Genomic DNA, 26,004 nt, shown 5'->3' with positions numbered 1-26,004 from the left:
CGCGGTCTATAGGTCCGCGCAATATCTGGAGGTTAAAATGAAAAAACTCGTTCTCGCCGCTGCTCTGGCTGCTGCTGCTTCGACCGCTACAGCTGGTAACCTGGCTGAGCCGGTTGTTGAAGCACCGGTAATCGTCGAAGAAGCAACTAGCTCGTCGAGCGGCATCTGGTTGCCGTTGGTACTGCTGGTTCTCGTCGGCGCGGCTATTGCAAGCTCGTAATTGTCGACTGACAACTTCGGAAAAAGGCGGTGGTTTTCCATCGCCTTTTTTCATGTCTGATGGGTGGCTGGCCTAGCCGATCCAACCAGCTAGGTTTTCCTTGATCACGGTGCTCAGCGCGGCAATGTGTGCGTCATCGTCGTTCAGGCAGGGGATATAGGTAAACTCTTTACCACCCGCTTCGACAAAGCTGTCGCGGATCTCTTCATTGATCTCTTCCAACGTTTCTATGCAATCCGCCGAAAAGGCGGGCGCGCAAACAGCGATGCTGGTCTTACCGGACTCTGCCAACCGGGCGACTTCTTCGACTGTATAGGGCTGAAGCCACTCTTCCGACCCGAACCGCGACTGGAAAGTTGACACAATTTCGGTTTTGTCCCAGCCCAACCTTTCGGTCAGCAGACGGGTCGTTTTAACGCACTGGCAGTGATACGGATCGCCTTCTGCGGTCAGATATCGCAGTGGCATCCCGTGATAGGAACACACCAGAACATCAGGGCGCGTCTCAAGCTTGGCATAGGCGCGCTCAATAGACCGGGCCAGCGCATCAACATATGCCGGATGGTCGAAATAGGCGGGCACCGTGCGGGCGGCTGGTTGCCAGTTTTCAGTCATCAAAGACTGAAAGAACTTGTCATTGGCGGTGGCCGTCGTTGCGCCTGCATATTGCGGGTAAAGCGGGAAAAACAATATCTTCTGGCATCCGGCTTCAACCATGGCGCGGACCTTGGACGGGGTCGACGGGTTGCCATAGCGCATGCAGAAATCGACCATCACCTCATCGCCGAACTCAGCTTGCATGGTGGCAGAGATCGCAGCCGTTTGCTGTTTGGTGATCGTCATAAGCGGGCTTTCGTCCGCTTCGGTGTTCCAGATTGACCGATATGCAGCTCCGCTGGAAAACGGCCGCTTCGTCAGGATGATCAGCTGCAGCAATGGCTGCCATTTCCAATCCGGGATATCGATCACTCGTTTGTCTGACAGAAACTCGTTCAGATACCGCCGCATAGACCAATAATCGTGGTTGTCTGGCGTTCCAAGGTTGGCCAGCAGCACACCGATTTTCGGGCGCGGAAACGACGGATGGTCAGCCGGCGCGTGAATGGGGCGGGAAACGTCGGACATGGATCTCTCCGGGCTGGTTTTGCTTGGGTTTGACGTGAGTTAATCGGAAATCGGCGCAGGTCAATCGGACAATTTGGTTTCGGACGTTCCAAGGGCCTCGGCCAGCCGGGTTTTTGCCGATCCGGGGCGCAATGCCTTGGGTTGGCTTTCAGAGGGGGACCACCCGGTCAGACAGACGATTTCGAACGTGCAAGGCAGCTTTCCATTCTTGCCGAAATGCTCGCGGTACAGCGCATCGGCACGATCAAAGACAGCGCGGCCTGTGGGTCTTCGCAAGCGGTTCTGCAACGCATTGGTTTCACCCATCGCGCGCAAGTCGTGAATCAGGTGAACCAGGTCTCGATATTCAGCGGTCAACGTTACACTGTCCGCAACTGGCAGGGCCAACCCGGCGCGTTGCAGCAATGCGCCCAGATCGCGAATCTCGCCCATCGGGACGATTCGGGGGGACAAGCCTCCGGTTACGTCTGACTCGGCCTGCCCCAGAACTGTGCGCAGTTCCTGCAATGTCTGGCCGCCCAGCATCAAAATCAGCAGGAACCCGTCTTCTTTTAACGCACGCCGACACTGAATGATCTGGCCGACCGGATCATTTGCCCAATGCAGGCACATGGCATGGATGACCATATCATGCGTGCCGGGGGTCAGGTTTAGTGTATCATCATCCGGTACGATCTGCGCGTCGGGAAACTCGGCTGCCCAGACCTGCGGAAAAGGTGTGACGATGGCAGGTGAGGTAAACGACCTGTTAACCATCAACAGCCGATCCTGAACATCATCCAAGGCCCAGCGATGCAAAAACAGCCCGTCCTCGGTTACGCGGGAACGGTGGGTGGTCAAGGATGTGCGGTCGAACAGGAGCGGTGCGGATGTCATGGGCGGAACCTAGAGCTTTGCGGGCGCAGATTCAAACCGCTGTTGAACTGTTATATCCGCCGCGTTGTCTGGGGTGCGGCGAGATGGTCGACAGCGATTTCGGCCTGTGCGGGGTCTGCTGGCGGGACACGCCGTTTATCGGCGGGGTCGTGTGCGAAAGTTGTGGCGTTCCGTTGCCTGGAGCGGCCGATGGGTACCGGATCGAGTGTGATGATTGCATGGCCATGCCACGCCCGTGGAGCGAGGGGCGCGCGGCATTGCTGTACAAGGATCGGGCGCGGCGTTTGGTGTTGGCTTTGAAACATGGCGACCGGCCTGAAATCGCAAAACCGGCGGCGCTTTGGATGGCGCGGGCGGCAAGACCTATCCTGGAGGATAGTCTGCTGATCGCGCCTGTTCCCTTGCATTGGATGCGATTTGTGAAACGCCGCTATAATCAGTCGGCTTTGCTGGCTCAGCAATTGGCCAAAGTAACCGGGCTTGGCCATTGCCCGGATTTGTTGTTGCGACGCAAACGAACGCCGATGTTGGACGGGAAAAGCGTGACCGAACGGGCCGTCGCCCTTGATGGCGTCATTATCGCGCATCCCAGAAGGCAGAGTTTGATCGAGGGGCGCGGTATCCTGCTGATCGATGATGTGATGACCTCGGGTGCGACTTTGGCGGCCTGTTCGGATGCCTGTCTCGCTGCCGGAGCCGCCGAAGTCAGGGTGTTGGTACTGGCACGCGTTGCAAAGGAGACCTAAATGGCTGACAAAAGACAGCAGCCAAAGGACACCGGACATGCAACCAGTCGAAATCTATACTTCGCCGCTTTGTGGCTTTTGCCACATGGCCAAACGCCTGCTGTCAAAGAAGGGCGTGACCTTTTCCGAGATCGATGTGTTCGCCGACCCCAGCCGCAAGCCTGAAATGATTCAGCGTGCCAATGGTGGACGTACCGTTCCGCAGATCTTTATCGGTGAAACCCATGTTGGCGGATGTGACGACCTGATGGATCTGGAGCGTGGCGGCAAGCTGGACGCGCTTTTGGCAGATACATGATAGCTGCTCTGATCCAGCTGTGTTCCGGGGATGATCCTGACGCGAACTTGCCCAAGATCCAGTGGGCCATTGCCGAAGCTGCGGCTGAAGGTGCAGAATTTATTCTGACGCCCGAGGTGACGAACTGTTTGTCGTCCAGCCGGTCGCATCAGAACGCGGTTTTACGCCACGAAGATCAAGATCCGACATTGGCCGCCCTGCGGCAACAGGCGGAAGAGCTGGAAATCTGGTTGTTGATCGGATCTCTGGCGCTAAAGACGCATGATGCGGATGGGCGGTTTGCCAATCGTTCCATTATGGTCGGTCCTGCGGGTCAGATTGTGGCGCGCTATGACAAGATTCACATGTTCGACGTGCAGGTCACACCGGAAGAAACCTATCGCGAATCCGACGGGTATCGCCCCGGCTCGCAAGCCGTGGTTGCAGACACCACGTTTGGCAAGGTCGGGATGAGTGTCTGTTATGATATCCGGTTCCCACACCTGTATCAGGCTTTGGCACAAGCCGGGTCGCGGATCCTGACGGTTCCGGCGGCGTTTTCACCCGTTACCGGTGCCGCGCATTGGGAATCTTTGCTGCGCGCCCGGGCGATCGAAACCGGATGTTATGTGCTGGCCCCGACCCAAACCGGCACCCATCCGCACACGCACGGAAAACAGCGGCGAACCCATGGGCATAGCTTGGCGATCTCGCCGTGGGGCGAGGTTTTGGCCGACGGTGGAAAAGCTGAGGGCGTTCATATCATTGACATAAACGATGCGGCGGTCGATGAAGCCCGGCGAAAGGTGCCGTCACTGACCCATATCCGTCCGTTTGAGGGACCGTGACCCAGAAAACCATGACCGACGACACCAATGCCTTAGCTGTATCGCTGTTCAGCGAAATGCTGACCTCGGATCAGCTCCTTCGGAACCGGCTAAGCCGGGTTCTGCCCAAAGGCATGGAAATCTCGCATTTCTCGGTTCTGAACCATCTTGTGTTTATCCATGCCGAACGTACGCCTGCGCAGCTGGCCAAAACATTTCATGTGACGCGCGGCGCGATGACCAACACCCTGAACAAGCTGGAATGGGCGGGTTACATCCACATTCGCCCCGACTGGGATGATGCGCGGCGCAAGATGGTCGCGATCAGCCCGGCAGGCAAACGCGCCCGGGAACAGGCAATCGACGCGGTCGCGCCGATGATAAATGAACTTGTTGACGACGTTGGCCCCGACAAGGTGCGCGCCGTACTGCCTGTGTTGCGCGAACTGCGTCTGCGATTAGAAGACGAGTGATCAGGCCGGCCTGAGGCTGGCGGTGACATAATTCACGCTCAGATCGCGGTCGGACAGGCTCCATGCCCAGCTGATTGGGTTGAACACGAATCCCTTGCGGTCGACCGGGTCCAATCCGGCCTGACGCATCAGATCGTACAATTCGTCCGGTGTGATAAATTTCGACCAGTCATGCGTACCGCGTGGCAGCCAGCGCATCACAACTTCGGCCCCGAAGATTGCCATGGCATAAGATTTCGGGTTGCGGTTGATCGTCGAACACAGTTGCAGCCCGCCCGGTTCGAGTAGGTCATGGCAGGCGGTCAGATACGACAAAGGATCGGCAACGTGTTCGACAACTTCCATGTTTAGCACAACGTCAAACCGTTCACCGGCTGCGGCCATGTCTTCGGCGGTGGTATGGCGGTAATCGATATCCAGCCCCGATTGTTCGGCGTGAATGCGCGCCACAGGCAGGTTACCAGCAGCGGCATCAGCGCCCACGACCGTCGCGCCCAAGCGAGCCATCGGTTCAGATAAAAGCCCGCCGCCACAGCCGATATCCAGAAGGCGAAGCCCTTCGAACGGCTTGGGTGCAGTCAGATCCCGGTCGAACTCACCCGCGATCTGGCTGGTGATGTAGTCCAACCGGCAGGGGTTCAGCATATGAAGTGGTTTGAATTTCCCGGCGGGATCCCACCACTCGGCGGCCATTGCCTCGAATTTCGCGACCTCAGCGGGGTCGACAGTGGTTTGAGACACTTGCATTCTAGTCTCCATTCGCTTCTTTACTCTCAGGAGTTTATATAGGGCTGTAATGGACAAGTACCCGGACCAAAAGCGCGCAGTCCAATATCTGCATCCGCCGATCGAACCTTTTGATCAGCGTGTGCTGGATGTTGGGCAGGGGCACCGCATTTATATGGAGCAATGCGGCAACCCCGACGGCATGCCGGTTGTGGTGCTGCATGGCGGCCCAGGCGGTGGGTGCAGCCCCGCAATGCGGCGGTACTTCGATCCAAAGGTTTATCGGATCATTCTTTTCGATCAGCGCGGATGTGGACGGTCTCGACCGCACGCCGGGGTGGAAAACAATACCACCTGGCATCTGGTTGCTGATATCGAACGAATCCGATCCGATCTGGACATCGATAGCTGGATCGTTTTTGGCGGTAGCTGGGGCGCGACGTTGTCACTGATCTACGCGCAGTCGCATCCCGAGCGTGTCGCCCAATTGGTCCTGCGCGGCGTGTTCCTGATGACTCAGACCGAGCTGGACTGGTTTTACGGGGGCGGGGCTGGAAAATTCTGGCCCGAAACCTGGGCGAATTTCGTGTCGCCTATCCCTGAGGACGAACGTGGTGATTTGATCAAAGCGTACAACAAACGTCTGTTTTCGGGTGATCGAGCGATGGAAGTCCGCTTCGGTCGCGCGTGGTCGGCGTGGGAAAACGCTTTGGCGTCCATTCATTCAACCGGCGGAACGGGTGAAAGCCCCGGAGATTATGCACGGGCGTTTGCACGTCTGGAGAATCACTATTTCACCCATGGCGGGTTTTTGGAGTTCGATGGTCAGATCCTCGCCAACATGGGGCGGATTTCGCATATTCCCGGTGTCATCGTGCAAGGCCGCTATGACATGATCTGCCCACCGGTTTCTGCATATCGGGTGAGCGAGCTTTGGCCTGCGTCAGAGCTTAAGATGGTCCGCAATGCGGGGCACGCCTTGTCCGAACCCGGAATCAGCGCCGAACTGGTGCGGGTCATGGATCAGATCGGGGAAGCCCTGACATGACCCGAATCGACCGTCGTGCCTTATTCACCTCGGGTGCAGCCGCTGCGTTGCTTGCGGCGACAGGTCTGACGCCGGATGCCAAGCCGCGTGAAGGCGGTCGCCTGCGTCTGGCTGTCCCACGGGATGACGGCAGTCTTGAGACTGCGGCGCGCGGTGCGGTGTATGATTCGCTGACAGAGATTGGGCCTGATGGGGTCTTGCGGCCCGAGTTGGCAACGGCTTGGGTCGGCAGTTCGGATGCGCGCGATTGGCAGTTCGATTTGCGAAAGGATGTGACCTTTCACGATGGGACGGCACTTACGGCAGATGATGCGGCCATGTCGCTGGCACAGCAAGACATCCCTGGCCTGGTGTCGGTCGAAGCAACCGGTGAACTGACGTTGCGAATTGCGCTGGATATCGGAAATCCAGACCTGCCGTTTCTTTTGGCGGACAGCGGGCTGATCATTGCTCCGGGCGGGTCTGTCGATGGGCCTTTGTCCAAAGCAGTTGGGACGGGTGTTTACCACGTTACCCGTGCGCAGGAGGGTCGGAACTTTCTGGCTCAGAAAGTCAGCGACCATTACAAGGCCGGGCATGCGGGTTGGGTTGACACGTTTGAAATCGTGGTGATTCCGGATGCCAAGGTCCGCGCTGAAGCGTTGCGGGACGGGTTCGTCGACGTGGCAGAGCTGCCGCATGCAACAGGTCTGCTGGGCCGGGGCGAGTTCCTGTTTCACCCGTCCGCACAGGACATGGCGCTGGCGGCGCGTTCGGGTATTGGCATGCCCCGGTTGGTAAGTGCACGCGGGGCGTTGGACGATGGGCGAATCGCTGAGCGGTGGTGGATCGCCTGAAATCGCCCCTGCGGTGCGATGCCTTTGGCAGGGGTATTTCAAACAAGAAAGAAGCAGGGGGGTTGCGGAACGCGGATGTGAGGCGTATATGGCCTTTCAACAGCGGCGCGTCAGGCTCTGGTCAGGACGCACCACCGGGGAAGTGTAACGGGCCGCGGGCCCGTTTTTTTGTGCCCGATGATGGGTTTGGACGAGATGAGCAACGACCTTATTGCAAAGGCAGCGATCGATCGGCGGTTGGCCGAGATCATAACTCCTGTCATCGAAGACATGGGGTTTGAACTGGTACGGATTCGGCTGATGTCGGGCAAGACCACAACGTTGCAGATCATGGCCGACAAGGCCGATGGTGGCATTGAAGTGGATGATTGCGCCGAAATCTCGAGTGCCGTCAGCGCGGTTCTGGATGTTGAAGACCCGATTCTTGATGCCTATGCGCTGGAAGTGTCCAGTCCGGGCATCGACCGGCCTCTGACCCGGCTGAAGGATTTCGACATGTTCGAAGGGTATGAAGCCAAGCTGGAAACCGCAGAGCTGGTCGGCGGGCGTCGCCGCTTCAAAGGTATGCTGGCGGGTGTTGAAGGCGACGAAGTTCTGATCAATATCGAAGATCAGGGCGAAGAACTGACCATCGGGTTGCAGTTTGACTGGCTGAGTGATGCTAAGCTGGTTCTGACAGACGACCTGATCACTGAAATGCTGCGTCAGCGCAAAGCTGCGGGCGCAATCGATGAAACCAAGTTTGACGATATAGAGACCGAAGGGTCCGTTGAGGAGGACATGTGATGGCCATTACATCCGCCAACCAGCTGGAGCTGTTGCAAACCGCCGAGGCCGTGGCCCGCGAGAAAATGATCGAGCCAGGTCTGGTGATCGAAGCGATGGAAGAAAGCCTCGCCCGGGCGGCCAAGAGCCGTTACGGCGCCGAGATGGACATCCGCGTGTCGATTGACCGCAAGACTGGCAAGGCGACGTTTACCCGTGTGCGCACGGTGGTCGAAGATGACGAGCTTGAAAACTATCAGGCCGAGTTCACGGTCGAGCAAGCCAAGCAATACATGAGCGACCCGCAGATCGGCGACACGTTCGTGGAAGAAGTTCCGCCGGTCGAAATGGGCCGGATCGCGGCGCAATCAGCCAAGCAGGTGATCCTGCAGAAGGTTCGTGAAGCCGAGCGTGATCGTCAGTTCGAAGAGTTCAAGGATCGTGCAGGCACCATCATCAATGGCGTCGTCAAGCGCGAGGAATACGGCAACGTCATCGTCGATGTTGGCGCGGGCGAAGCGATTCTGCGTCGCAACGAAAAGATCGGCCGCGAATCGTACCGTCCGAACGACCGCATCCGTTGCTACATCAAGGATGTGCGCCGCGAAGTGCGCGGGCCGCAGATTTTCCTGTCGCGCACCGCGCCGGAATTCATGGCCGAACTGTTCAAGATGGAAGTGCCCGAGATTTATGACGGCATCATCGAGATCAAGGCAGTTGCCCGGGATCCCGGTTCGCGCGCCAAGATCGCCGTGATTTCGTATGATGGATCGATCGATCCGGTGGGGGCTTGTGTTGGTATGCGCGGCAGCCGCGTGCAGGCCGTGGTTAATGAACTGCAGGGTGAAAAGATCGACATCATCCCGTGGAACGAAGATCAGCCGACCTTCCTGGTGAATGCGCTGCAACCGGCAGAAGTTTCGAAGGTTGTTCTGGACGAAGAAGCCGGCAAGATCGAAGTTGTTGTTCCCGAAGAGCAGCTTTCGCTTGCGATTGGCCGTCGCGGTCAGAACGTGCGTCTGGCCAGCCAGCTGACTCACCTCGACATCGATATCATGACGGAAGAGGAAGAAAGCGCCCGCCGTCAGAAGGAATTCGAAGCGCGGACGCAGTTGTTCATGGAAACGCTGGATCTGGATGAATTCTTTGCACAGCTTCTGGTTTCTGAAGGGTTCACGAACCTTGAAGAAGTGGCCTATGTCGAACTGGACGAACTGCTTGTGATTGACGGTGTCGATGACAGCACCGCCCAAGAGCTGCAGGCCCGCGCCCGTGACTATCTGGAAGCAAAGGCCAAGGCGGCCCTGGAAAACGCCCGCGCTTTGGGTGTTGAGGACAGCCTGGTTGAATTCGACGGATTGTCACCCCAGATGATCGAAGCACTGGCCAAGGATGATGTGAAGACGCTGGAAGACTTTGCAACCTGTGCCGACTGGGAACTGGCCGGTGGCTGGACCACGGTCGACGGAGAGCGGGTCAAGGATGACGGGATACTTGAGCCCTTTGACATGTCGTTGGAAGAGGCACAGAACTTGGTCATGACGGCACGTATTCTGCTGGGCTGGGTTGATCCGGCTGATCTTGAGGCCGAGGAAGAGACCGAAGAAGATGCCGATGCTGAAACCGTGGAGGTCGGGGCCTGATCTCAGGTCCCGGTAGGACCTGAAATGAGTCGCGGCGGCGCTCACAAAGATCGGACCGAAGGTCCTGACCGCAAGTGCGTGGTGACGGGAGAGGTGCAGCCAAAGCAGGGGCTGATCCGATTCGTTGCCGGACCAGACGATCAGGTCGTGGCGGACGTCCTGGGCAAATTGCCCGGGCGCGGCGTGTATGTGACAGCGGACAGGGATGTTCTGGACAAGGCTGTTGCGAAAAAGATGTTTGCACGCGGTCTGAAGATGCAGGTCAGCGTTCGCGCCGACCTTGTAAACGACGTCGAACAACAACTTGCGCGGCGCGTGGTCGACCTGATCAGCCTTGCCCGTAAGTCCGGCGCGGCTGTTGCGGGCTATGAGAAAGTGAAATCCTGGCTCGACAGGGAAGAGGCCCGGGTTCTGATTCAGGCGACTGACGGATCAGAGCGGGGCAAGTCGAAACTCAGCACACCCCATTTGGGGACATATATTGGCTGGTTATCGGCAGATGAGCTTGGAATGGCCTTTGGCCGTCATTCTGTAATACATGCTGCGCTCGCCTCTGGTGGACTCAGTCAACGTGTTGTAGAGGAAGCGCAGCGCCTGCGTGGATTGCGAAAAGATGACGGTGGCAGGGGCCACCGGGAAGGATAAAGAGCTTTATGAGCGATACTGACGGCAAAAAGACATTGGGTCTTCGTGGTGGCGGTCCCCGTTCGGGGAACGTGAAACAGAGTTTCAGCCACGGACGGACCAAGAATGTCGTGGTGGAGACCAAGCGGAAACGCGTCGTGGTTCCCAAGCCGGGCGCAGGCAAATCCAGTGGAGTTGGGACGGCCGGATCAGGAGATCCGTCGCGCCGCCCTGCCGGGATTTCAGACGCCGAGATGGCGCGCCGGCTGAAAGCTGTACAAGCCGCGAAAGCGCGCGAGGTCGAAGAGGCCGCAGAGCGGGCCGCGAACGAAAAGGCGCGTGAAGAAGAACGCGCCCGTCGCCGGGCCGAGCTGGAAGCCAAGGAACGTGAACAGCGCGAAGCTGAAGAACGTGCCAAAGCCAAGGCCGAAGAAGAAGAGCGCAAGCGTAAAGAGTCGGAAGATGTTGCCAAGCGCGCAGCTGCCGACGCTGCCGCAGCATCTGCCAAGCCCGAGGCCGGCAAGGCCGATGCGCCGCGTAACGTCGGTGCCAACAAACCGGCAGGTGGACAGCCGCAGACACCTCGCAAGTCGGATCGGGAACGCGACGAACGTGGCCGCAACAATCGTGGTCGCGATGATGGTCGCCGTTCTGGCAAGCTGACGCTGAACCAGGCGATGTCGGGGGCCGAAGGCGGCCGCCATCGGTCGATGGCCGCAATGAAACGCAAGCAGGAACGCGCTCGTCTTAAGGCGCTGGGCACTGTTGAACGGGAAAAGGTGGTCCGTGACGTCCAGCTGCCCGAAGCGATTGTTGTGTCCGAGCTGGCGAACCGTATGGCCGAGCGTGTGGGTGAAGTTGTCAAATCACTGATGCAGATGGGCATGATGGTCACGCAGAACCAGACTATCGATGCTGACACTGCTGAACTGATTATCGAAGAATTCGGTCATAAAGTTGTCCGTGTTTCGGACTCGGATGTCGAACATGTCATTCAGCAGGTTGAAGACGACGACGACAACCTTAAGCCGCGTCCGCCGGTTGTCACCGTTATGGGCCATGTCGACCATGGCAAGACGTCGATTCTGGATGCGATTCGCAACGCAAGAGTCGTTTCCGGCGAAGCTGGCGGTATCACACAGCATATCGGTGCTTATCAGGTGAAGACTGACGACGGTGCTGTCCTGACCTTCCTTGATACGCCGGGCCACGCTGCGTTTACGTCGATGCGGTCGCGCGGAGCGCAGGTGACGGATATCGTGGTTCTGGTTGTTGCTGCCGATGACGCGGTTATGCCGCAGACCATCGAAGCCATTAACCACGCCAAGGCTGCAGAAGTGCCGATGATCATTGCGATCAACAAGTGTGACAAGCCGGACGCCAATCCTGACAAGGTACGGACCGACCTGCTGCAGCACGAAGTGATCGTCGAAAAGATGTCCGGCGATGTGCAGGATGTTGAAGTCTCGGCAATTACCGGCGCTGGTCTGGATCAACTTCTGGAAGCCATCGCGCTGCAGGCAGAACTTCTGGAACTTCACGCCAACCCAGATCGCGCGGCGCAAGGTGCCGTGATCGAAGCGCAGCTTGATGTGGGCCGTGGGCCGGTCGCGACGGTTCTGATTCAGAACGGTACGCTAAAACAGGGCGATATCTTCGTCGTGGGCGAGCAGTACGGTAAAGTTCGGGCGCTGATTAACGACAAGGGTGATCGGGTCAAAGAAGCAGGCCCGTCGGTTCCTGTCGAAGTTTTGGGCCTGAACGGCACACCTGAAGCAGGTGATGTTTTGAACGTGACCGAGACCGAAGCGCAGGCTCGTGAGATTGCGGAATATCGTGCCAACGCTGCCAAAGACAAACGTGCTGCGGCTGGTGCTGCGACAACGCTTGAACAGTTGATGCAGAAGGCCAAGGACGACGAAACCGTGTCCGAACTGCCGATCCTGGTCAAAGCCGACGTGCAGGGTTCGGCAGAAGCTATCGTTCAGGCGATGGAGAAAATCGGCAACGACGAAGTTCGTGTGCGTGTTCTTCACTACGGTGTTGGTGCGATCACCGAATCCGATATCGGTCTGGCCGAAGCTTCCGGTGCGCCGGTTATGGGCTTTAACGTCCGTGCCAATGCCTCGGCTCGGAACACAGCCAACCAGAAGGGCGTGGAAATCCGGTACTATTCGGTTATCTACGACCTTGTCGACGACGTGAAAGCTGCCGCATCGGGCCTGCTCAGCGCCGAGATCCGCGAGACCTTTATCGGCTATGCGCAGATCAAGGAAGTGTTCAAGGTCTCCAACGTCGGCAAGGTTGCTGGCTGTCTGGTTACCGAAGGCGTCGCGCGCCGTTCTGCAGGTGTCCGCCTTCTGCGCGACAACGTGGTGATCCACGAAGGAACGCTGAAGACCCTGAAACGCTTCAAGGATGAAGTGTCCGAAGTTCAGTCGGGTCAGGAATGCGGTATGGCGTTTGACAACTACGATGACATTCGCCCCGGCGATGTGATCGAGATTTTCGAGCGTGAGGAAGTGACACGGACACTCGCCTGATCTGGGCTTACTGATCAAAAAAACAAAAGCCTCGGCCAGATCGGCCGGGGCTTTTTGGTATCTGGGGCTTGCCCAACAAAAAGGGGCAGGTCGTGGAAACCTGCCCCTTTTTGTATTCAAATGCGAATCTGGATCAGTTCGTCGGCTGAACCGGACGTCCCGCATAAACATTCTCGCCAACCTTCACGGCAATTTTGCCATCTGGAAGCGATCTTACATAGATACCCTGCACCGAAACGCAGCTACCCATTGTGATAGTCCGAAGCATGTCACGTCCTCCCCAAAGAAACGTCGCCTTAGTTTTACACTCTTCCAGCTTAACAAAACATATACAAAGTGCTCACAATACTGCATAAATTTTCGCCCAAAGCACAAAATGTGGGCTTTTTGGCAACAATTGCTGCAACTGCGAAAGAAAACCCTTGCCACCAAAGTCGCAACTTTACCGTGTACCGGCAGGGTTTCCTTCGCGGCAGATGATTTACAACCAGTCGCGAAGAATCGGTATCAGGGGGACATCGGCAGGGGGCATCGGATAATCGCGCAAGTCCTTCGCCCGGACCCATTTCAACGCCTGACCTTCGCGGGATTGCACCTGACCGTCCCATTTACGACAAGCAAAAAGCGGCATTAGAAGGTGAAAACTCTCATAGCTGTGGCTGGCAAAGGTCAGTGGAGCAAGACAGGATTCCCAGGTGTTGATGCCAAGCTCTTCTTCAAGTTCGCGGATCAGCGCAACTTCTGGTGTTTCACCTGTTTCAACCTTGCCGCCCGGGAATTCCCACAGACCGGCCATGGACTTTCCTTCAGGACGCTGAGCCAACAGAATGCGGCCATCGGCATCAATCAGAGCTACAGCCGATACCAGAACAACCTTCACGACCGGTAGTCCGCGTTTATTTCGATATACCCGTGGGTCAAATCGCAGGTCCAAACCGTCGATTGACCATCGCCAAGCCCAAGATCGACAGCAATGACCAGTTCCTGATTTTTCATGTATGATGCCGCGTCGTTTTCGCTGTAGTCGGGGCTGACCCATCCTTTTTCGGCGACCAGAATGTCACCAAACGAGATGCTCAAAAGGTCACGGTCTGCTGCGGCCCCGGACTTTCCGATGGCCATGACAACGCGACCCCAGTTCGGATCTTCCCCGGCAATAGCTGTTTTGACGAGCGGAGAATTCGCGATGGCCAACCCATGCGTTTTGGCGTCTGAGTCGGACGTTGCACCAGTGATCCGGATTTCTACAAACTTGGATGCGCCTTCGCCATCGCGGACGACTTGCTTGGCCAGATCCAGCATCACTGTATGCAGGGCGTCAGTAAAGGCTGCGTTGTCCTTCGCATCAACGCCCGAGGTACCGGTGGCGCAAACCAACAGACTGTCGGACGTGGACGTGTCACTGTCGACGGTGATGCAATTGAAGGTTTTGTCAGTCAGATCCGTAAGCATCCGCTGCAAAGCGGGCTGTTCCGCTACGGCATCGGTAAAAATATAGACCAGCATCGTCGCCATATCTGGCGCGATCATACCGGATCCCTTGGCGATTCCAGCGATACGGACCGTCTTGCCATCTACGTCCACTTCAGCACTTGCACCCTTCGGGAACGTATCCGTGGTCATGATGGCTTGCGCGGCGGCCTCGATCGAATCGCTGCTTAGCGTGCTTTGCAACTCTGCCAGCCTATCGGTGATCTTCTCGTGTGGCAGCGGTTCGCCAATCACGCCGGTGGACGATGTGAATACCCTATCCAACGGAATATCCATAATCTTTGCGACAGCAGTCGTCACATCGGCGACCGAGGCTTGTCCGTAATGTCCGGTAAACGCATTGGCATTTCCGGAATTCACCAGGATGGCTGCCCCCGCCCCGTTGCTTGGCTTGCCGATCTTTTCCTGACAATCCAGCACCGGCGCTGCGCGTGTAGACGACTTTGTGAATACGCCGGCAATAGTTGTTCCCGGCGCCAGTTCGGCCAGCATCACATCCGTACGACCGGAATATCGGACGCCCGCAGCGACAGTGGCAAAGCGCACACCGTCGATGGTGGGCAAATCGGGAAAGGCGTCAGGGGCAAGTGGGGAACGGGGCAGGGATTGGGCCAAGGGTCAGTTCCTTACAAGGTCGATGTTCTCAAGGATGGACGGATCGATCTCGATCTCGGGTTTCTCAACCTCGGACGCGCTCAGCAATTCGTCAATGCGGGCCTCGATGGCCTTCTGACGCAAATCACCGGCGATTTCTTCCCGCACCTGAGCCAGCTCGGGCGCTGCAGTTTTACGCTTTTCGTTCAACTGGATCAGATGCCATCCAAATTGGGTTTGTACGGGCTCTGAGATCGCGCCGGGAGCCAGTTCGATGACTGCGCCTTCGAATTCGGGCACCATCTGGCCCAGACCAAACCATCCCAGGTCACCACCATTTGGCCCCGAAGGACCAGTCGACTTGTCTTTGGCCATCTGTCCGAAATCAGCGCCGCCGTCCAGTTCGGCCTTGATCGCCTGCGCCTCTTCGATGGTTTCGACCAGAATGTGCTGTGCGTTGAATTCGTCGCCGCCAAACCCTTCAGAGTACGTCGCATCATAGGCGGCCTGAATGGCAGCATCGTCCGCCGCATCGGCGACAATGTCTTCGATCGCGTCCGATGCGAGAAGCGAGCGGCGCTCGTTCTCAAGCGAAAGTTCGATGAATTTTGGCAGATCACCTTCGCGTGACTGTTCCAGAGCGGTTTGTTGCACCAACTGATCGACCAGAAGTTGGTACAGAACGTCATTCGGGTATTGCTGAAACTGTTGCGGCAGTGCGTAGCGCGCCAGGATGATATGCCCCAATGTGATTTCCGCTCCATTGACGCGAGCAACGACGGTGTCAGCAGTCGGTTCAGCCGTTACCGGCAGCGCTGTCAGAGCGGCAAAGCCAAGAGCAGACAAAAAAGTGAGGCGTTTGAGCATTGAATCATCCTATTCGGGTGCCGCGACGGGGCGCGGCGTTGACACTGTTTGAACCGCCCCTTACATCGCCTTGTGGCCTAGGTCAGGACCGTCATTTCCACCGTATCTATGGGGAGAAATCAGGGCGGGCAAGCCTGTCTCGACCACGGTGAGGCAAGATCGGCGGGAGCGCACATGCTGGGTATCGGAACAATCGCCAAAAAGGTCTTCGGAACTCCGAACGACCGCAAGATCAAGGCGACGCGGCCACTGGTCGAAAAGATCAATGCGCTGGAACCCGAATTCGAGGCTCTGAGCGATGATGGTCTGAAGGAAAAGACCGCAGATCTTCGCCAACGGGCACTGGGCGGTGAAAGTCTGAATGATCTGCTGCCCGAGGCCTTTGCAAATGTTCGCGAAGGCGCCAAACGCGCATTGGGCTTGCGAGCCTTTGATGTGCAGTTGATGGGCGGGATCTTTCTGCACCAAGGCAATATTTCGGAAATGAAAACCGGTGAGGGCAAAACCCTTGTGGCGACCTTCCCGGCTTATCTGAACGCTTTGACGGGTAAGGGCGTGCACATCGTCACCGTCAACGATTACCTTGCAAAGCGCGACAGCGACTGGATGAGCAAGGTCTATGACTTGCTGGGCATGACGTGCGACGTGATTTGGGGCGGAATGGGCCCCGAGAACAAGATCAAAGCCTATGAGTGCGATGTCACTTACGGGACAAACAACGAATTCGGCTTTGATTATCTGCGCGACAACATGAAGTCAGAACTGAGCGAAGTGTTCCAGAAACACCATAATTTCGCGATTGTGGATGAGGTCGACAGCATCCTGATCGATGAAGCGCGGACCCCACTGATCATTTCGGGGCCGTCAGACGATCGTTCGGATCTGTATACTACGATCAACGCGGTGATTCCGACGTTGGAAGATTCGCATTTCGAGCTGGACGAAAAAACCCGTGGCGTGACCTTTACCGATGAAGGTAACGAATTCCTTGAACAGCAACTACAGGCCCGGGGTCTGCTGTCTGAAGGCCATTCTCTGTACGATCCGGAAAGCACGACTGTGGTACACCACGTCAATCAGGGTCTGCGGGCACACAAGCTATTCCAGAAAGACAAGGATTACATCGTGCGTGACGGCGAAGTCGTCCTGATCGATGAATTCACCGGACGGATGATGACGGGTCGGCGCATGTCCGAAGGTCTGCATCAGGCTATCGAAGCCAAAGAAGGTGTGGCGATTCAGCCAGAGAACGTGACGCTGGCTAGCGTGACTTTCCAGAACTTTTTCCGTTTGTATGACAAGCTGGCCGGCATGACCGGTACGGCGATGACCGAAGCCGAAGAATTCGCCGAGATTTATGGGCTGGGCGTGGTCGAAGTTCCGACCAACCGGCCAATTGCGCGGATTGACGAAGACGACCAAGTCTATCGTACAGCCGCAGAAAAATACAACGCGATGATCGAGGACACCAAAGAGGCGAACGCCAAGGGTCAGCCCGTTCTTGTTGGTACCACGTCGATCGAAAAGTCCGAAATGGTCAGCAAGTTGCTTGAGCAGCAGGGAATCAAGCACAACGTCCTGAACGCCCGTCACCACGAACAGGAAGCCCAGATTGTTGCTGACGCGGGGCGCTATGGTGCGGTAACCATCGCCACCAACATGGCCGGTCGCGGTACCGACATCCAATTGGGCGGCAACGTCGAAATGAACGTATTGGCCGCTTTGGCCGAGAACCCGGATGCTGATCCTGCCGAGCTGCGTGCCGCAGAAGCGGCCAAGCATGCCGAGGAAAAGCAGAAGGTTCTGGATGCGGGCGGTTTGTACGTCATGGCGTCGGAACGCCATGAAAGCCGTCGGATCGACAATCAGCTGCGCGGTCGTTCGGGCCGTCAGGGTGACCCGGGGCGCACTGCTTTCTATCTGAGCCTCGAAGATGACCTGATGCGGATTTTCGGCTCTGATCGTCTGGATAAGGTTCTCAAGACGTTGGGCCTTCAGGAAGGCGAGGCGATTGTGCATCCGTGGGTGAACAAGTCGCTGGAGCGCGCGCAGGCCAAAGTCGAAGGTCGAAACTTTGACATGCGCAAGAACATCCTGAAGTTCGACGATGTGATGAATGATCAGCGTAAAGTGATCTTCAACCAACGGCGCGAAATCATGGCCGCCGAGGATCTGTCAGAAGTCGTGGGCGATATGCGTCACGAGGTGATTGACGATCTGCTGGATCACCATATGCCGCCAAAGACCTATGCCGATCAGTGGGATACTGAAGGGCTGTATGCTCAGGTTATCGAACAGCTGTCCATTGACGTACCAGTCATGGAGTGGGCTGCCGAAGATGGTGTCGACGACGAGGAAATTCGCGAACGCCTGGTCAAGGCTGCGGATGAGATGATGGCCAAGAAGGCAGTTGATTTCGGCCCGGAAAACATGCGCAACATCGAAAAGCAGGTGCTGTTGCAGACGATCGACGCAAAATGGCGCGAACACCTGCTGACGCTGGAACACCTGCGGTCTGTCGTGAACTTCCGAGGTTATGCTCAGCGCGACCCGCTGAACGAATACAAGAACGAAAGCTTCCAGCTGTTCGAAAGCATGCTTGATTCGCTGCGTCACGACGTGACTCAGCAATTGTCGCGGGTGCGACCGCTGACCGAAGAAGAACAACGCCAGATGCTGGCGCAGATGGCGGCTCAGCAGGCGTTGCTGCAGCAACAGGCCGATGTTTCCGAGGCCCAAGTTACGGGAGAACCGTCTGAAGCGGCTGCTCAGGGGTTTGTTGAAGACGATCCATCAACCTGGGGCAACCCGGGCCGGAACGACCCGTGCCCATGTGGCAGCGGCAAGAAATTCAAACATTGCCACGGTCGCCTGGGTTAAAGCAAAGGTCCCAATGACTCCCCGAGACGGCCACAAACTGGCCGTCTTTGGCTGACACCTCTGTCACAGAGTATTATGTGACGGAGGATATCATGTCCAAGATCCGCAGTATCGGAATGGCCGGCGGTACTTTGGCCTGTGCTTTGAGTATCGGCTTCTACGTGCAGCACGGCGACGACGCCCGGCAACCAACGGTAGCATCCAGCGCGGTGGTTCCTGTTGCCACGAAGGCGCTTCCTTCGCTGCGATCGTCAGACCAGTCGGTGAATGAGCCGTTGGAATTGAAAGACATCGTTCTTACATCCGCTCAGCCCGAGACCCCTAAGCCGGTATCGTTGCATCGACGTCAGGTGACTGACCCCTCTCTACACGAGGCTGGCTTTTCGCGCGATGAGCTGACTTTGCCGACCACGCCCGAAGATCCAAGCATGCCAGAACTTGGCTGCAAGGTTTCGGCCCGCGCTGCCCCTGCACCTATGGCCAGTGTTCAGTTGTCTGTGGATGCGCCCTGTTTTCCAAACGAGCGCGTGACCGTCCACCACAACGGTATGATGTTCACCGCTGTGACCGACACGGATGGTACGGTGCACATGACCGTTCCGGCTTTGTCTGACCGACCGATATTTATTGCTGATTTCGGCAATGGAAAGGCTGCTGTCGCAACGGCTTCGGTGCCGGATCTTAAAGACTATGACCGGGTGGTGCTGCAATGGAGCGGCGAAACCGGGTTCCAGATCCATGCCCGGGAATTTGGCGCAAGTTATGGCGATCGGGGCCATGTTTGGGTTGGTGCAAATGCGTCCGGCGCAGATGGATCCGTTGTCCGGCTGGGCGCTCGGGACACGTTCGCGCCTAAACTGGCCGAGGTATATACTTACCCGTCGGGTACGTCTGCCAAAACGGGCACCGTGACATTGAGCATCGAAACCGAAGTCACGGCAGCGAATTGTGGGCGTGACATCAGCGCACAAACCCTGGAGTTGCGCAGCGGAACTTCTCTTCGTACGCAGGACGTTACACTTTCGATGCCAAATTGCACCGCAATTGGTGACTTTCTGGTGTTGAATAATCTGGTCGATGATCTGACAATCGCGGCCAAGTGATCCGCGGTTAAAAGGTCTGACATGGCTTGGAAACGTGCGGCGGTTTTCGCCGCACTTTTGTTTTTTGGTGCCGCACGCCCCAGTGCCGCACAAGATGTGACTCTGACCTCGCCCGACGGCGCGGTCGAGATCACAGGCATGTTGTTGGGCTTTGATGGAGAGTTCTATCGCGTTGATACCCAGTATGGCGAACTCACTGTCGATGGCTCAGGCGTTCTTTGCGAAGGTCCGGGATGCCCAAGCCTTGTGGATTTCGTCGCTGAATTGGCGTTTTCTGGATCTTCGGCGATGGCCGAGGTTTTGTTACCATCCCTGATCGAAGGGTTTGCTTTGCGCAACGGGCTTCAAACCCGCCGCACGGCGATGCAAAATGCGCGTTTTGCTTATGCACTGCATAGACCAGACACCGAGGCCAAAGTCGCACATTTCGACTTCCACGTGACCAACACGGACGAAGGGTTTGCCGATTTGCTGGCGAACGAGGCCGACGTGGTGATGGCTCTTCGAGAGATTCGTAAGCCCGAGCAAACGCGCGCCTATGAGGCAGCGATGGGTGACATGACGGATGCCCGGCGTAGCCGTGTGCTGGCATTGGACGCCATTGTGCCAATTGTGTCTCCCGGCAACCCTGTACGTGAAATCGCGACGCCAGACCTGGCGCGCGTCTTTGCGGGTGAGATTGACAATTGGCAGGACTTGGGCGGACCGGACGCGCCTATCGAATTGCATCTGCCGCACGCCGGGTCAGGTTTGTCACAAGCGGTTGAGGACAAGTTGCTTACCCCGGCGAAATTGGTTGTTGCGGCAACCGCCCAACGTCACCCACGCAGCAGTGCTGTGTCGCGCGCCGTGACCACTGACCCCTTTGCCATCGGCATGACGAGTTTTGCCGAAACCGGAAATGCCCGCGCCCTAAGGCTAACGGGGGATTGTGGGTTTTCTTTGGAGGCCAGCCGTCGCACGATCAAGACCGAGGACTATCCGCTGACGGCGCCAATGTTCTTGTACCTGCCTGCACGCCGGTTGCCCAAAATTGCCCGCGAGTTCCTGCTGTACACGCGCAGCCCAGCGGCCCAGATCGTGATTCGGCGCGCCGGGTTTGTCGACCAGTCGCCGGAACGGATCGGCATCAACGCTCAGGGTGATCGGCTGGCAAACGCGATTGCATCAGCAGGCGAAGAGGTCTCTTTGGCCGAACTGCAGACGCTGATCGAAACGGTGGGATCGATGACCCGCCTGTCAACGTCATTTCGTTTTGAAACCGGATCGACACGACCGGACGCCCAGTCGCGCGCCAACATTCTTCAGCTTGCTCGTGAGATCGAAACCGGATTGTATGACGCAAAACGCTTGCTGTTCGTCGGCTTCAGCGACGGTGAAGGCCCTGCAGATGGCAATCGGCGCATCGCCTTGAAGCGGGCCGAAGCTGTGCGTGGGGCAGTACTGCAAGCTGCGGAATTGCCCGAAGTACTGCAGGTGGAAATCGGTGTCGAAGCCTTTGGTGAGGCATTGCCGATGGCGTGTGACGACAGCGCATGGGGGCGTCAAGTCAACCGACGAGTAGAAGTCTGGATGCGGTGACGGGGTTACAGGTAACCTTCTGATCGAAAGCTCAGCTCGCGTTGTTTTCCGATGATCAGGTGGTCATGCAGCGTGATTCCCAAAGCACCGCAGGCATCTTGAATCTTGGTGGTCATGTCGATGTCTGATTGCGAGGGTGTCGGATCGCCCGATGGGTGGTTGTGGACAAGGATCAATGCACTGGCATTCAGTTCAAGCGCGCGTTTGGCGACCTCGCGGGGATACACTGGAACGTGGTCAATCGTGCCTTTTGCTTGTTCCTCATCGGCAATCAGCGTGTTCTTGACGTCAAGAAACAACACACGAAACTGTTCGGTGTCCCGATGCGCCATAGTTGTGTGGCAATAGTCCAGAACTGCATCCCAACTGGAAATCACGTGTCGTTTCATGACTTTAGCACGCGCCATCCGGTGCGCCGCGGCTTCGACGATCTTGAGATCTGCGATCACGGCATCGCCGATGCCTTTCACGTGCGTCAGTTTCTCTGGCGTGGCGGACAACACTCGGTTGAAATCGCCAAATTCGTCCAGCAGCGCACGAGCCAGCGGTTTTACATCGCGGCGCGGGATCGAGCGGAACAAGATCAGTTCCAACATTTCATAGTCCGGCATGGCGGCAGCACCACCGGTCATGAACCGTTCACGCAAGCGTTGCCTGTGGTCGCGAATATAGCTGGGCAATTTCCCGGTGGGCAGGGGTAATGCCGGTGCTTCATCGGCGCTGAACAGCGATGCGGGGGCTTCGGAAAATGAGTGACCGTTCGACATGCCCGAAACAGTCGGTGTACAGGGTGAATTTTCGGTTAATGCGCGGGCGGGCGTTCAAGAATGAACGCCTCTTCGGTCACATCGTTTTCTTCGGTTCCGACATGGGTCATGCCAACCTTTCGCATCAACGCTATTGATGCGGTGTTGCGCTGATCACCCCACGCCCGGATTGTCTGTGCGGGGCTTTTCTGCCAAATCAGACCGATGGCAAGTCGTGTCGCCGTTAACCCGTGACCGCGCCTGTGTTCAGAGGCGGCCAGCGTGATCCCCATCTCGGCACTGGTACCGTCAGCGGCCAAAAACAGGCCCAGGTCACCGACCAGCCTGTCGGTTTCAGCGTCAGCGATGCCAATTTGGGTCCAATGCCCGGGGCGCAACAGTGGATCAACCTGCGCCATGTGGTCCAGAAATTGTATGGCGTCGGCGTCGGAGAACGTTGACCAGTCCTGATATCGCCCGACTTCGGGATCGTTTCGGTAGGCCTGAAAGGCACACAGATCGGCAGACGACAAACGACGCAGAATAAGGGTGTCGGATTGAGCAAGCATAATGAACCAGAACCTGTGAACAGATTCCACAATAGCAAAGGGGCGAACCATCGTCCGCCCCTTTTCCTGCAAGTCCTGCAATTGTACCGAACTTACCCTTTCATCCCATCCCAGAAGCTTTTCACAGATGAGAAGAAGCTCTTGGATTCCGGATTGTTGTCTTCGCTGAGTTCGTCGAACTCTTTCAGCAACTCTTTTTGGCGGCTCGTCAGATTGACCGGTGTCTCAACGGCCAGTTCGATGAACATGTCGCCAATACCGGGCCCGCGCAGGGCTGGCATGCCCTTACCACGAAGGCGCATCTGGCGGCCAGATTGGCTGCCTGCTGGGATCTGAACGCGGCTGCGTCCGCCTTCGATGGTCGGCACCTCGATCGAACCACCAAGAGCGGCCTTGGACATGCTCACGGGAACGCGGCAATACAAGTTTGCGCTGTCGCGTTCGAACAAGTCGTGTTCAGCGACCTCGACAAAGATGTAAAGATCACCCGGAGGGCCGCCACGAAGTCCGGCTTCGCCTTCGCCAGCAAGTCGAATCCGAGTGCCGGTTTCGACGCCAGCCGGGATGTTGACGCTAAGGGCGCGGTCTTTTTCGACCCGGCCTGCACCATGGCACGCGTTACACTTGTTCTTGATGATCTGGCCCATGCCCGAACAGGTCGGGCACGTGCGTTCAACGGTGAAAAAGCCCTGCTGTGCGCGTACCTTGCCCATTCCCGAACAGGTTGGGCAGGTCGCCGGTTCAACGCCACCTTCGGCGCCTGTGCCGTCACAGACCGAACACGAAACCGAGGTTGGAACGTTGATGGTTTTCTGCAGGCCGTTATAGGCGTCTTCCAAAGAGATCCGCAGGTTGTACCGCAGGTCTGATCCGCGCGCTGCGCGGCGTCCTCCGGGACGGCCTCCGCCACCGCCGACAAAATCGCCGAACAGATCCTCGAACACGTCTGAAAACGCGCTTGAAAAGTCGCCGCTACCGAACCCCTGACCGGGGCGCGGTCCACCGCCACCGCCCATTCCGCCTTCGAACGCAGCATGACCAAACCTGTCGTAGGCCGCTTTCTTTTCGCCGTCCTTCAGGACTTCGTAGGCTTCATTTGCCTCTTTGAACTGAGATTCGGCGTCTGGATTATCCGAGTTGCGGTCGGGGTGCAGTTCTTTCGCTTTGCCGCGAAAGGCTTTCTTGATCTCGTCAGCCGATGCGCCTTTGGCCACGCCCAGGACGTCGTAATAGTCTCTTTTTGACATCGGTGTACCTCTTGCCGGAACGAATGCGGGCCGGCCCGGATGACGGACCGGCCCACGCTTTGCCCGGCGTTATGCGTTAGCCACGCTTGTTTTCGTCCAGATCCTCGAAATCGGCATCGACGATGTCGTCATCTTCTGGTCCGGCATCGGCGGCAGTCGGTTCGTCTGCGTCGCCTTCCTGGCTGGCCTTGTAGATCGCTTCACCCAGTTTCATGGCCGTTTCGGTCACGTTCTGGATGCCAGCTTTGATCTTTTCGGCTTCGACGTCGTCTTTTTCAAGATCGTCCTTGAGCGCCGCGATGGCCAGTTCGATCACTTCGACGGTCGATGGATCGACCTTGTCGCCGTGTTCTTCCACCGATTTTTCGGTCGAATGGATCAGGCTTTCGGCCTGGTTCCGTGCTTCGACCAGATCCTTGCGGGCCTTGTCGGCTTCAGCGTTTTCTTCCGCGTCTTTGACCATCTGGTCGATGTCCGCATCCGAAAGACCGCCCGAGGCCTGGATCGTGATCTTCTGTTCCTTGTTGGTGCCTTTGTCCTTGGCGCCAACCGACACGATACCGTTGGCGTCGATGTCAAAGGTCACTTCGATCTGTGGCATGCCGCGCGGAGCCGGTGGGATATCTTCGAGATTGAACTGGCCGAGAATTTTGTTGTCCGAAGCCATTTCGCGCTCACCCTGGAACACACGGATGGTCACGGCCGACTGGTTGTCTTCGGCGGTCGAGAAGACCTGAGACTTTTTGGTCGGGATCGTGGTGTTCCGGTCGATCAGGCGGGTGAAAACACCACCCAGTGTTTCGATACCCAGCGACAACGGCGTGACGTCCAGCAGAACAACGTCTTTGACGTCACCCTGCAGAACACCGGCCTGAATTGCGGCGCCCATGGCAACCACTTCATCCGGGTTCACACCCTTGTGCGGCTCTTTACCGAAGAATTTGGTCACTTCTTCGACCACTTTCGGCATCCGGGTCATACCACCGACCAGAACGATCTCGTCAACATCACCCGCCGACAGACCCGCGTCTTTCAGAGCGGCCTGGCATGGCTTGAGCGAAGCTTTGATAAGGTCACCAACCAGCGATTCCAGCTTGGCACGGGTCAGTTTCATGACCATGTGCAGCGGCTGCCCGCCTTTGGGGTCCATCGAGATGAACGGTTGGTTGATCTCGGTCTGCTGCGAGCTCGACAATTCGATCTTGGCTTTTTCCGCGGCTTCTTTCAGACGCTGGAGGGCCATCTTGTCTTTGGTCAGATCAACGCCGTTCTCTTTTTTGAACTGGTCCGCCAGATAGTTGACGATCCGCATGTCGAAATCTTCACCACCAAGGAAGGTGTCGCCGTTGGTCGATTTCACTTCGAACAGACCATCGTCGATTTCCAGAATGGTCACGTCGAATGTACCGCCGCCAAGGTCATAGACCGCGATGGTGTGGGTTTCTTCTTTGTCCAAGCCATAGGCCAAAGCGGCGGCTGTCGGTTCGTTGATGATCCGCAGCACTTCCAGACCGGCAATCTTGCCCGCGTCCTTGGTGGCCTGACGCTGAGCGTCGTTGAAATAAGCAGGAACAGTGATGACGGCCTGCGTCACTTCTTCGCCGAGATAGCTTTCGGCGGTTTCCTTCATCTTGCCCAGAATGAAGGCAGAGATTTGCGACGGCGAATACTTCTCACCCTGGGCTTCGACCCATGCGTCACCATTACCGCCGTCGATTACGGCGAAGGGGAGGTTCTTCTTGTCTTTGGCCAGAGCCGCATCATCGTTGCGACGACCGATCAGGCGCTTGACACCAAAAACGGTGTTATCGGGGTTGGTCACGGCCTGGCGTTTTGCTGGCTGGCCCACCAGACGTTCGTCGTCGGTAAAGGCGACGATCGATGGTGTGGTGCGTGCACCTTCCGAGTTTTCGATGACTTTCGGCTGGGATCCTTCCATCAGCGCAACGCAGCTGTTGGTGGTCCCGAGGTCGATACCGATTACTTTGCTCATTTGTTTCGATCCCTTTCAAGTTAAGGCGATTGCCCGAGGCCAGAACCCGTTTCGGCACTCCAACCTCGATTTCTGTGGCGCGAAGGCTCTCGTCCATCGCGCGTCTCGGCGTATATAGGGAGCGGAGAAACGCCCTGCAACCGTCCACCATGCGGGGTTTTCACGAATCTGTGTCGTTTTTGACAACGTTTTGGAAACACATGC

Annotated in this window: 24 protein-coding genes; 14 read left to right on the top strand and 10 right to left on the bottom strand. The window is 57.2% G+C overall.

The genetic code is table 11. The annotated features are described in order from the left end of the window. Window positions 1-37 precede the first annotated feature (37 nt). Window positions 38-220, top strand: a complete 183-nt coding sequence (locus FOY56_RS18775) for a hypothetical protein (RefSeq protein ID WP_146347609.1) — start codon at window positions 38-40, stop codon at window positions 218-220. A gap of 72 nt (window positions 221-292) precedes the next feature. Here FOY56_RS18775 and hemH read toward each other — a convergent pair whose 3' ends face one another. Both hemH and FOY56_RS18765 read right to left on the bottom strand, forming a co-directional pair. Continuing rightward, a complete protein-coding gene (hemH, locus tag FOY56_RS18770) occupies window positions 293-1,345 on the bottom strand; it encodes a ferrochelatase (protein WP_146347607.1) in 1,053 nt (350 codons plus the stop codon). Between the two features lie 60 nt (window positions 1,346-1,405). Continuing rightward, window positions 1,406-2,221 carry a methyltransferase domain-containing protein gene (locus FOY56_RS18765; protein WP_146347605.1) on the bottom strand — a complete coding sequence of 272 codons (816 nt, stop codon included), beginning with the start codon at window positions 2,219-2,221 and terminating at the stop codon, window positions 1,406-1,408. On the opposite strand from FOY56_RS18765, the gene FOY56_RS18760 reads away from it, so the two are divergent. Genes FOY56_RS18760 through FOY56_RS18745 form a run of 4 tightly spaced genes read left to right on the top strand, consistent with a single transcriptional unit; the run spans window position 2,215 to window position 4,544 of the window. Beyond that, window positions 2,215-2,967 carry a ComF family protein gene (locus FOY56_RS18760; protein ID WP_146347603.1) on the top strand — a complete coding sequence of 251 codons (753 nt, stop codon included), beginning with the start codon at window positions 2,215-2,217 and terminating at the stop codon, window positions 2,965-2,967. The two genes, FOY56_RS18765 and FOY56_RS18760, sit on opposite strands and share 7 nt — an antisense overlap. 37 nt (window positions 2,968-3,004) lie before the next feature. Beyond that, window positions 3,005-3,265 carry a glutaredoxin 3 gene (grxC, locus tag FOY56_RS18755; RefSeq protein WP_146347601.1) on the top strand — a complete coding sequence of 87 codons (261 nt, stop codon included), beginning with the start codon at window positions 3,005-3,007 and terminating at the stop codon, window positions 3,263-3,265. Then, window positions 3,262-4,092 (top strand): carbon-nitrogen hydrolase family protein, encoded by an 831-nt coding sequence (locus FOY56_RS18750; RefSeq protein ID WP_146347599.1) that lies wholly within the window; start codon window positions 3,262-3,264, stop codon window positions 4,090-4,092. The genes grxC and FOY56_RS18750 overlap by 4 nt, the downstream gene beginning before the upstream one ends. 11 nt (window positions 4,093-4,103) lie before the next feature. After that, complete coding sequence (locus FOY56_RS18745) at window positions 4,104-4,544, top strand: MarR family winged helix-turn-helix transcriptional regulator (protein ID WP_146347736.1); 441 nt, start codon at window positions 4,104-4,106, stop codon at window positions 4,542-4,544. Here the strand turns inward: FOY56_RS18745 and ubiG are convergent, their stop codons facing one another. Continuing rightward, complete coding sequence (gene ubiG, locus FOY56_RS18740) at window positions 4,545-5,291, bottom strand: bifunctional 2-polyprenyl-6-hydroxyphenol methylase/3-demethylubiquinol 3-O-methyltransferase UbiG (protein ID WP_146347597.1); 747 nt, start codon at window positions 5,289-5,291, stop codon at window positions 4,545-4,547. A 49-nt stretch (window positions 5,292-5,340) separates the two neighbouring features. Here ubiG and pip point away from each other — a divergent pair, with 49 nt between their 5' ends. The 6 genes from pip to infB all read left to right on the top strand — a co-directional run bounded on the left by pip (window position 5,341) and on the right by infB (window position 12,729). Beyond that, on the top strand, window positions 5,341-6,318 hold the full coding sequence (gene pip, locus FOY56_RS18735; RefSeq protein ID WP_146347595.1) for a prolyl aminopeptidase: 978 nt from the start codon (window positions 5,341-5,343) through the stop codon (window positions 6,316-6,318). Then, a complete protein-coding gene (locus tag FOY56_RS18730) occupies window positions 6,315-7,154 on the top strand; it encodes an ABC transporter substrate-binding protein (protein WP_146347594.1) in 840 nt (279 codons plus the stop codon). Before pip ends, FOY56_RS18730 begins: the two co-directional genes overlap by 4 nt. A gap of 195 nt (window positions 7,155-7,349) precedes the next feature. Then, window positions 7,350-7,940, top strand: a complete 591-nt coding sequence (gene rimP, locus FOY56_RS18725) for a ribosome maturation factor RimP (protein ID WP_146347592.1) — start codon at window positions 7,350-7,352, stop codon at window positions 7,938-7,940. Beyond that, window positions 7,940-9,562 carry a transcription termination factor NusA gene (nusA, locus tag FOY56_RS18720; protein ID WP_146347590.1) on the top strand — a complete coding sequence of 541 codons (1,623 nt, stop codon included), beginning with the start codon at window positions 7,940-7,942 and terminating at the stop codon, window positions 9,560-9,562. The genes rimP and nusA overlap by 1 nt, the downstream gene beginning before the upstream one ends. A 24-nt stretch (window positions 9,563-9,586) precedes the next feature. Continuing rightward, complete coding sequence (locus tag FOY56_RS18715; RefSeq protein WP_146347588.1) at window positions 9,587-10,207, top strand: RNA-binding protein; 621 nt, start codon at window positions 9,587-9,589, stop codon at window positions 10,205-10,207. Window positions 10,208-10,215: 8 nt separating this feature from the next. Continuing rightward, a complete protein-coding gene (gene infB / locus FOY56_RS18710; RefSeq protein ID WP_146347586.1) occupies window positions 10,216-12,729 on the top strand; it encodes a translation initiation factor IF-2 in 2,514 nt (837 codons plus the stop codon). Window positions 12,730-13,210: 481 nt separating this feature from the next. On the opposite strand, the gene mutT is transcribed toward infB, so the two are convergent. From mutT to FOY56_RS18695, 3 genes are read right to left on the bottom strand one after another with little or no spacing between them, the layout of a single operon-like run. Then, on the bottom strand, window positions 13,211-13,609 hold the full coding sequence (gene mutT, locus FOY56_RS18705; RefSeq protein WP_146347584.1) for an 8-oxo-dGTP diphosphatase MutT: 399 nt from the start codon (window positions 13,607-13,609) through the stop codon (window positions 13,211-13,213). Further along, entirely contained in the window at window positions 13,606-14,835 is a 1,230-nt protein-coding gene (gene argJ / locus FOY56_RS18700; protein ID WP_146347582.1) for a bifunctional glutamate N-acetyltransferase/amino-acid acetyltransferase ArgJ, read from the bottom strand. Before argJ ends, mutT begins: the two co-directional genes overlap by 4 nt. 3 nt (window positions 14,836-14,838) lie before the next feature. Beyond that, a complete protein-coding gene (locus FOY56_RS18695) occupies window positions 14,839-15,681 on the bottom strand; it encodes a peptidylprolyl isomerase (RefSeq protein ID WP_146347580.1) in 843 nt (280 codons plus the stop codon). Window positions 15,682-15,855: 174 nt separating this feature from the next. On the opposite strand from FOY56_RS18695, the gene secA reads away from it, so the two are divergent. The 3 genes from secA (at window position 15,856) to FOY56_RS18680 (ending at window position 21,245) form a co-directional block, all read left to right on the top strand. Further along, a complete protein-coding gene (secA, locus tag FOY56_RS18690; protein WP_146347578.1) occupies window positions 15,856-18,561 on the top strand; it encodes a preprotein translocase subunit SecA in 2,706 nt (901 codons plus the stop codon). A 92-nt stretch (window positions 18,562-18,653) separates the two neighbouring features. Beyond that, the gene (locus FOY56_RS18685; protein WP_146347576.1) at window positions 18,654-19,664 is read left to right on the top strand and encodes a hypothetical protein; all 1,011 of its coding nucleotides are present in this window, start codon (window positions 18,654-18,656) and stop codon (window positions 19,662-19,664) included. Window positions 19,665-19,685: 21 nt separating this feature from the next. Then, entirely contained in the window at window positions 19,686-21,245 is a 1,560-nt protein-coding gene (locus FOY56_RS18680; protein ID WP_146347574.1) for a phosphate ABC transporter substrate-binding/OmpA family protein, read from the top strand. A gap of 5 nt (window positions 21,246-21,250) precedes the next feature. Here FOY56_RS18680 and radC read toward each other — a convergent pair whose 3' ends face one another. The 4 genes from radC to dnaK form a co-directional block, all read right to left on the bottom strand. After that, on the bottom strand, window positions 21,251-22,012 hold the full coding sequence (gene radC, locus FOY56_RS18675; RefSeq protein WP_146347573.1) for a RadC family protein: 762 nt from the start codon (window positions 22,010-22,012) through the stop codon (window positions 21,251-21,253). A 35-nt stretch (window positions 22,013-22,047) separates the two neighbouring features. Continuing rightward, on the bottom strand, window positions 22,048-22,611 hold the full coding sequence (locus FOY56_RS18670; RefSeq protein ID WP_146347571.1) for a GNAT family N-acetyltransferase: 564 nt from the start codon (window positions 22,609-22,611) through the stop codon (window positions 22,048-22,050). Window positions 22,612-22,652: 41 nt separating this feature from the next. Then, window positions 22,653-23,807, bottom strand: a complete 1,155-nt coding sequence (gene dnaJ / locus FOY56_RS18665) for a molecular chaperone DnaJ (protein ID WP_146347569.1) — start codon at window positions 23,805-23,807, stop codon at window positions 22,653-22,655. A 76-nt stretch (window positions 23,808-23,883) separates the two neighbouring features. Then, entirely contained in the window at window positions 23,884-25,800 is a 1,917-nt protein-coding gene (gene dnaK / locus FOY56_RS18660; RefSeq protein WP_146347567.1) for a molecular chaperone DnaK, read from the bottom strand. Window positions 25,801-26,004: the final 204 nt, after the last annotated feature.

It is taken from the genome of Falsiphaeobacter marinintestinus, from assembly GCF_007923355.1.
GTDB classification, from domain to species: domain Bacteria; phylum Pseudomonadota; class Alphaproteobacteria; order Rhodobacterales; family Rhodobacteraceae; genus Phaeobacter_A; species Phaeobacter_A marinintestinus.
This window is presented reverse-complemented; position numbering and strand designations above follow the sequence as displayed.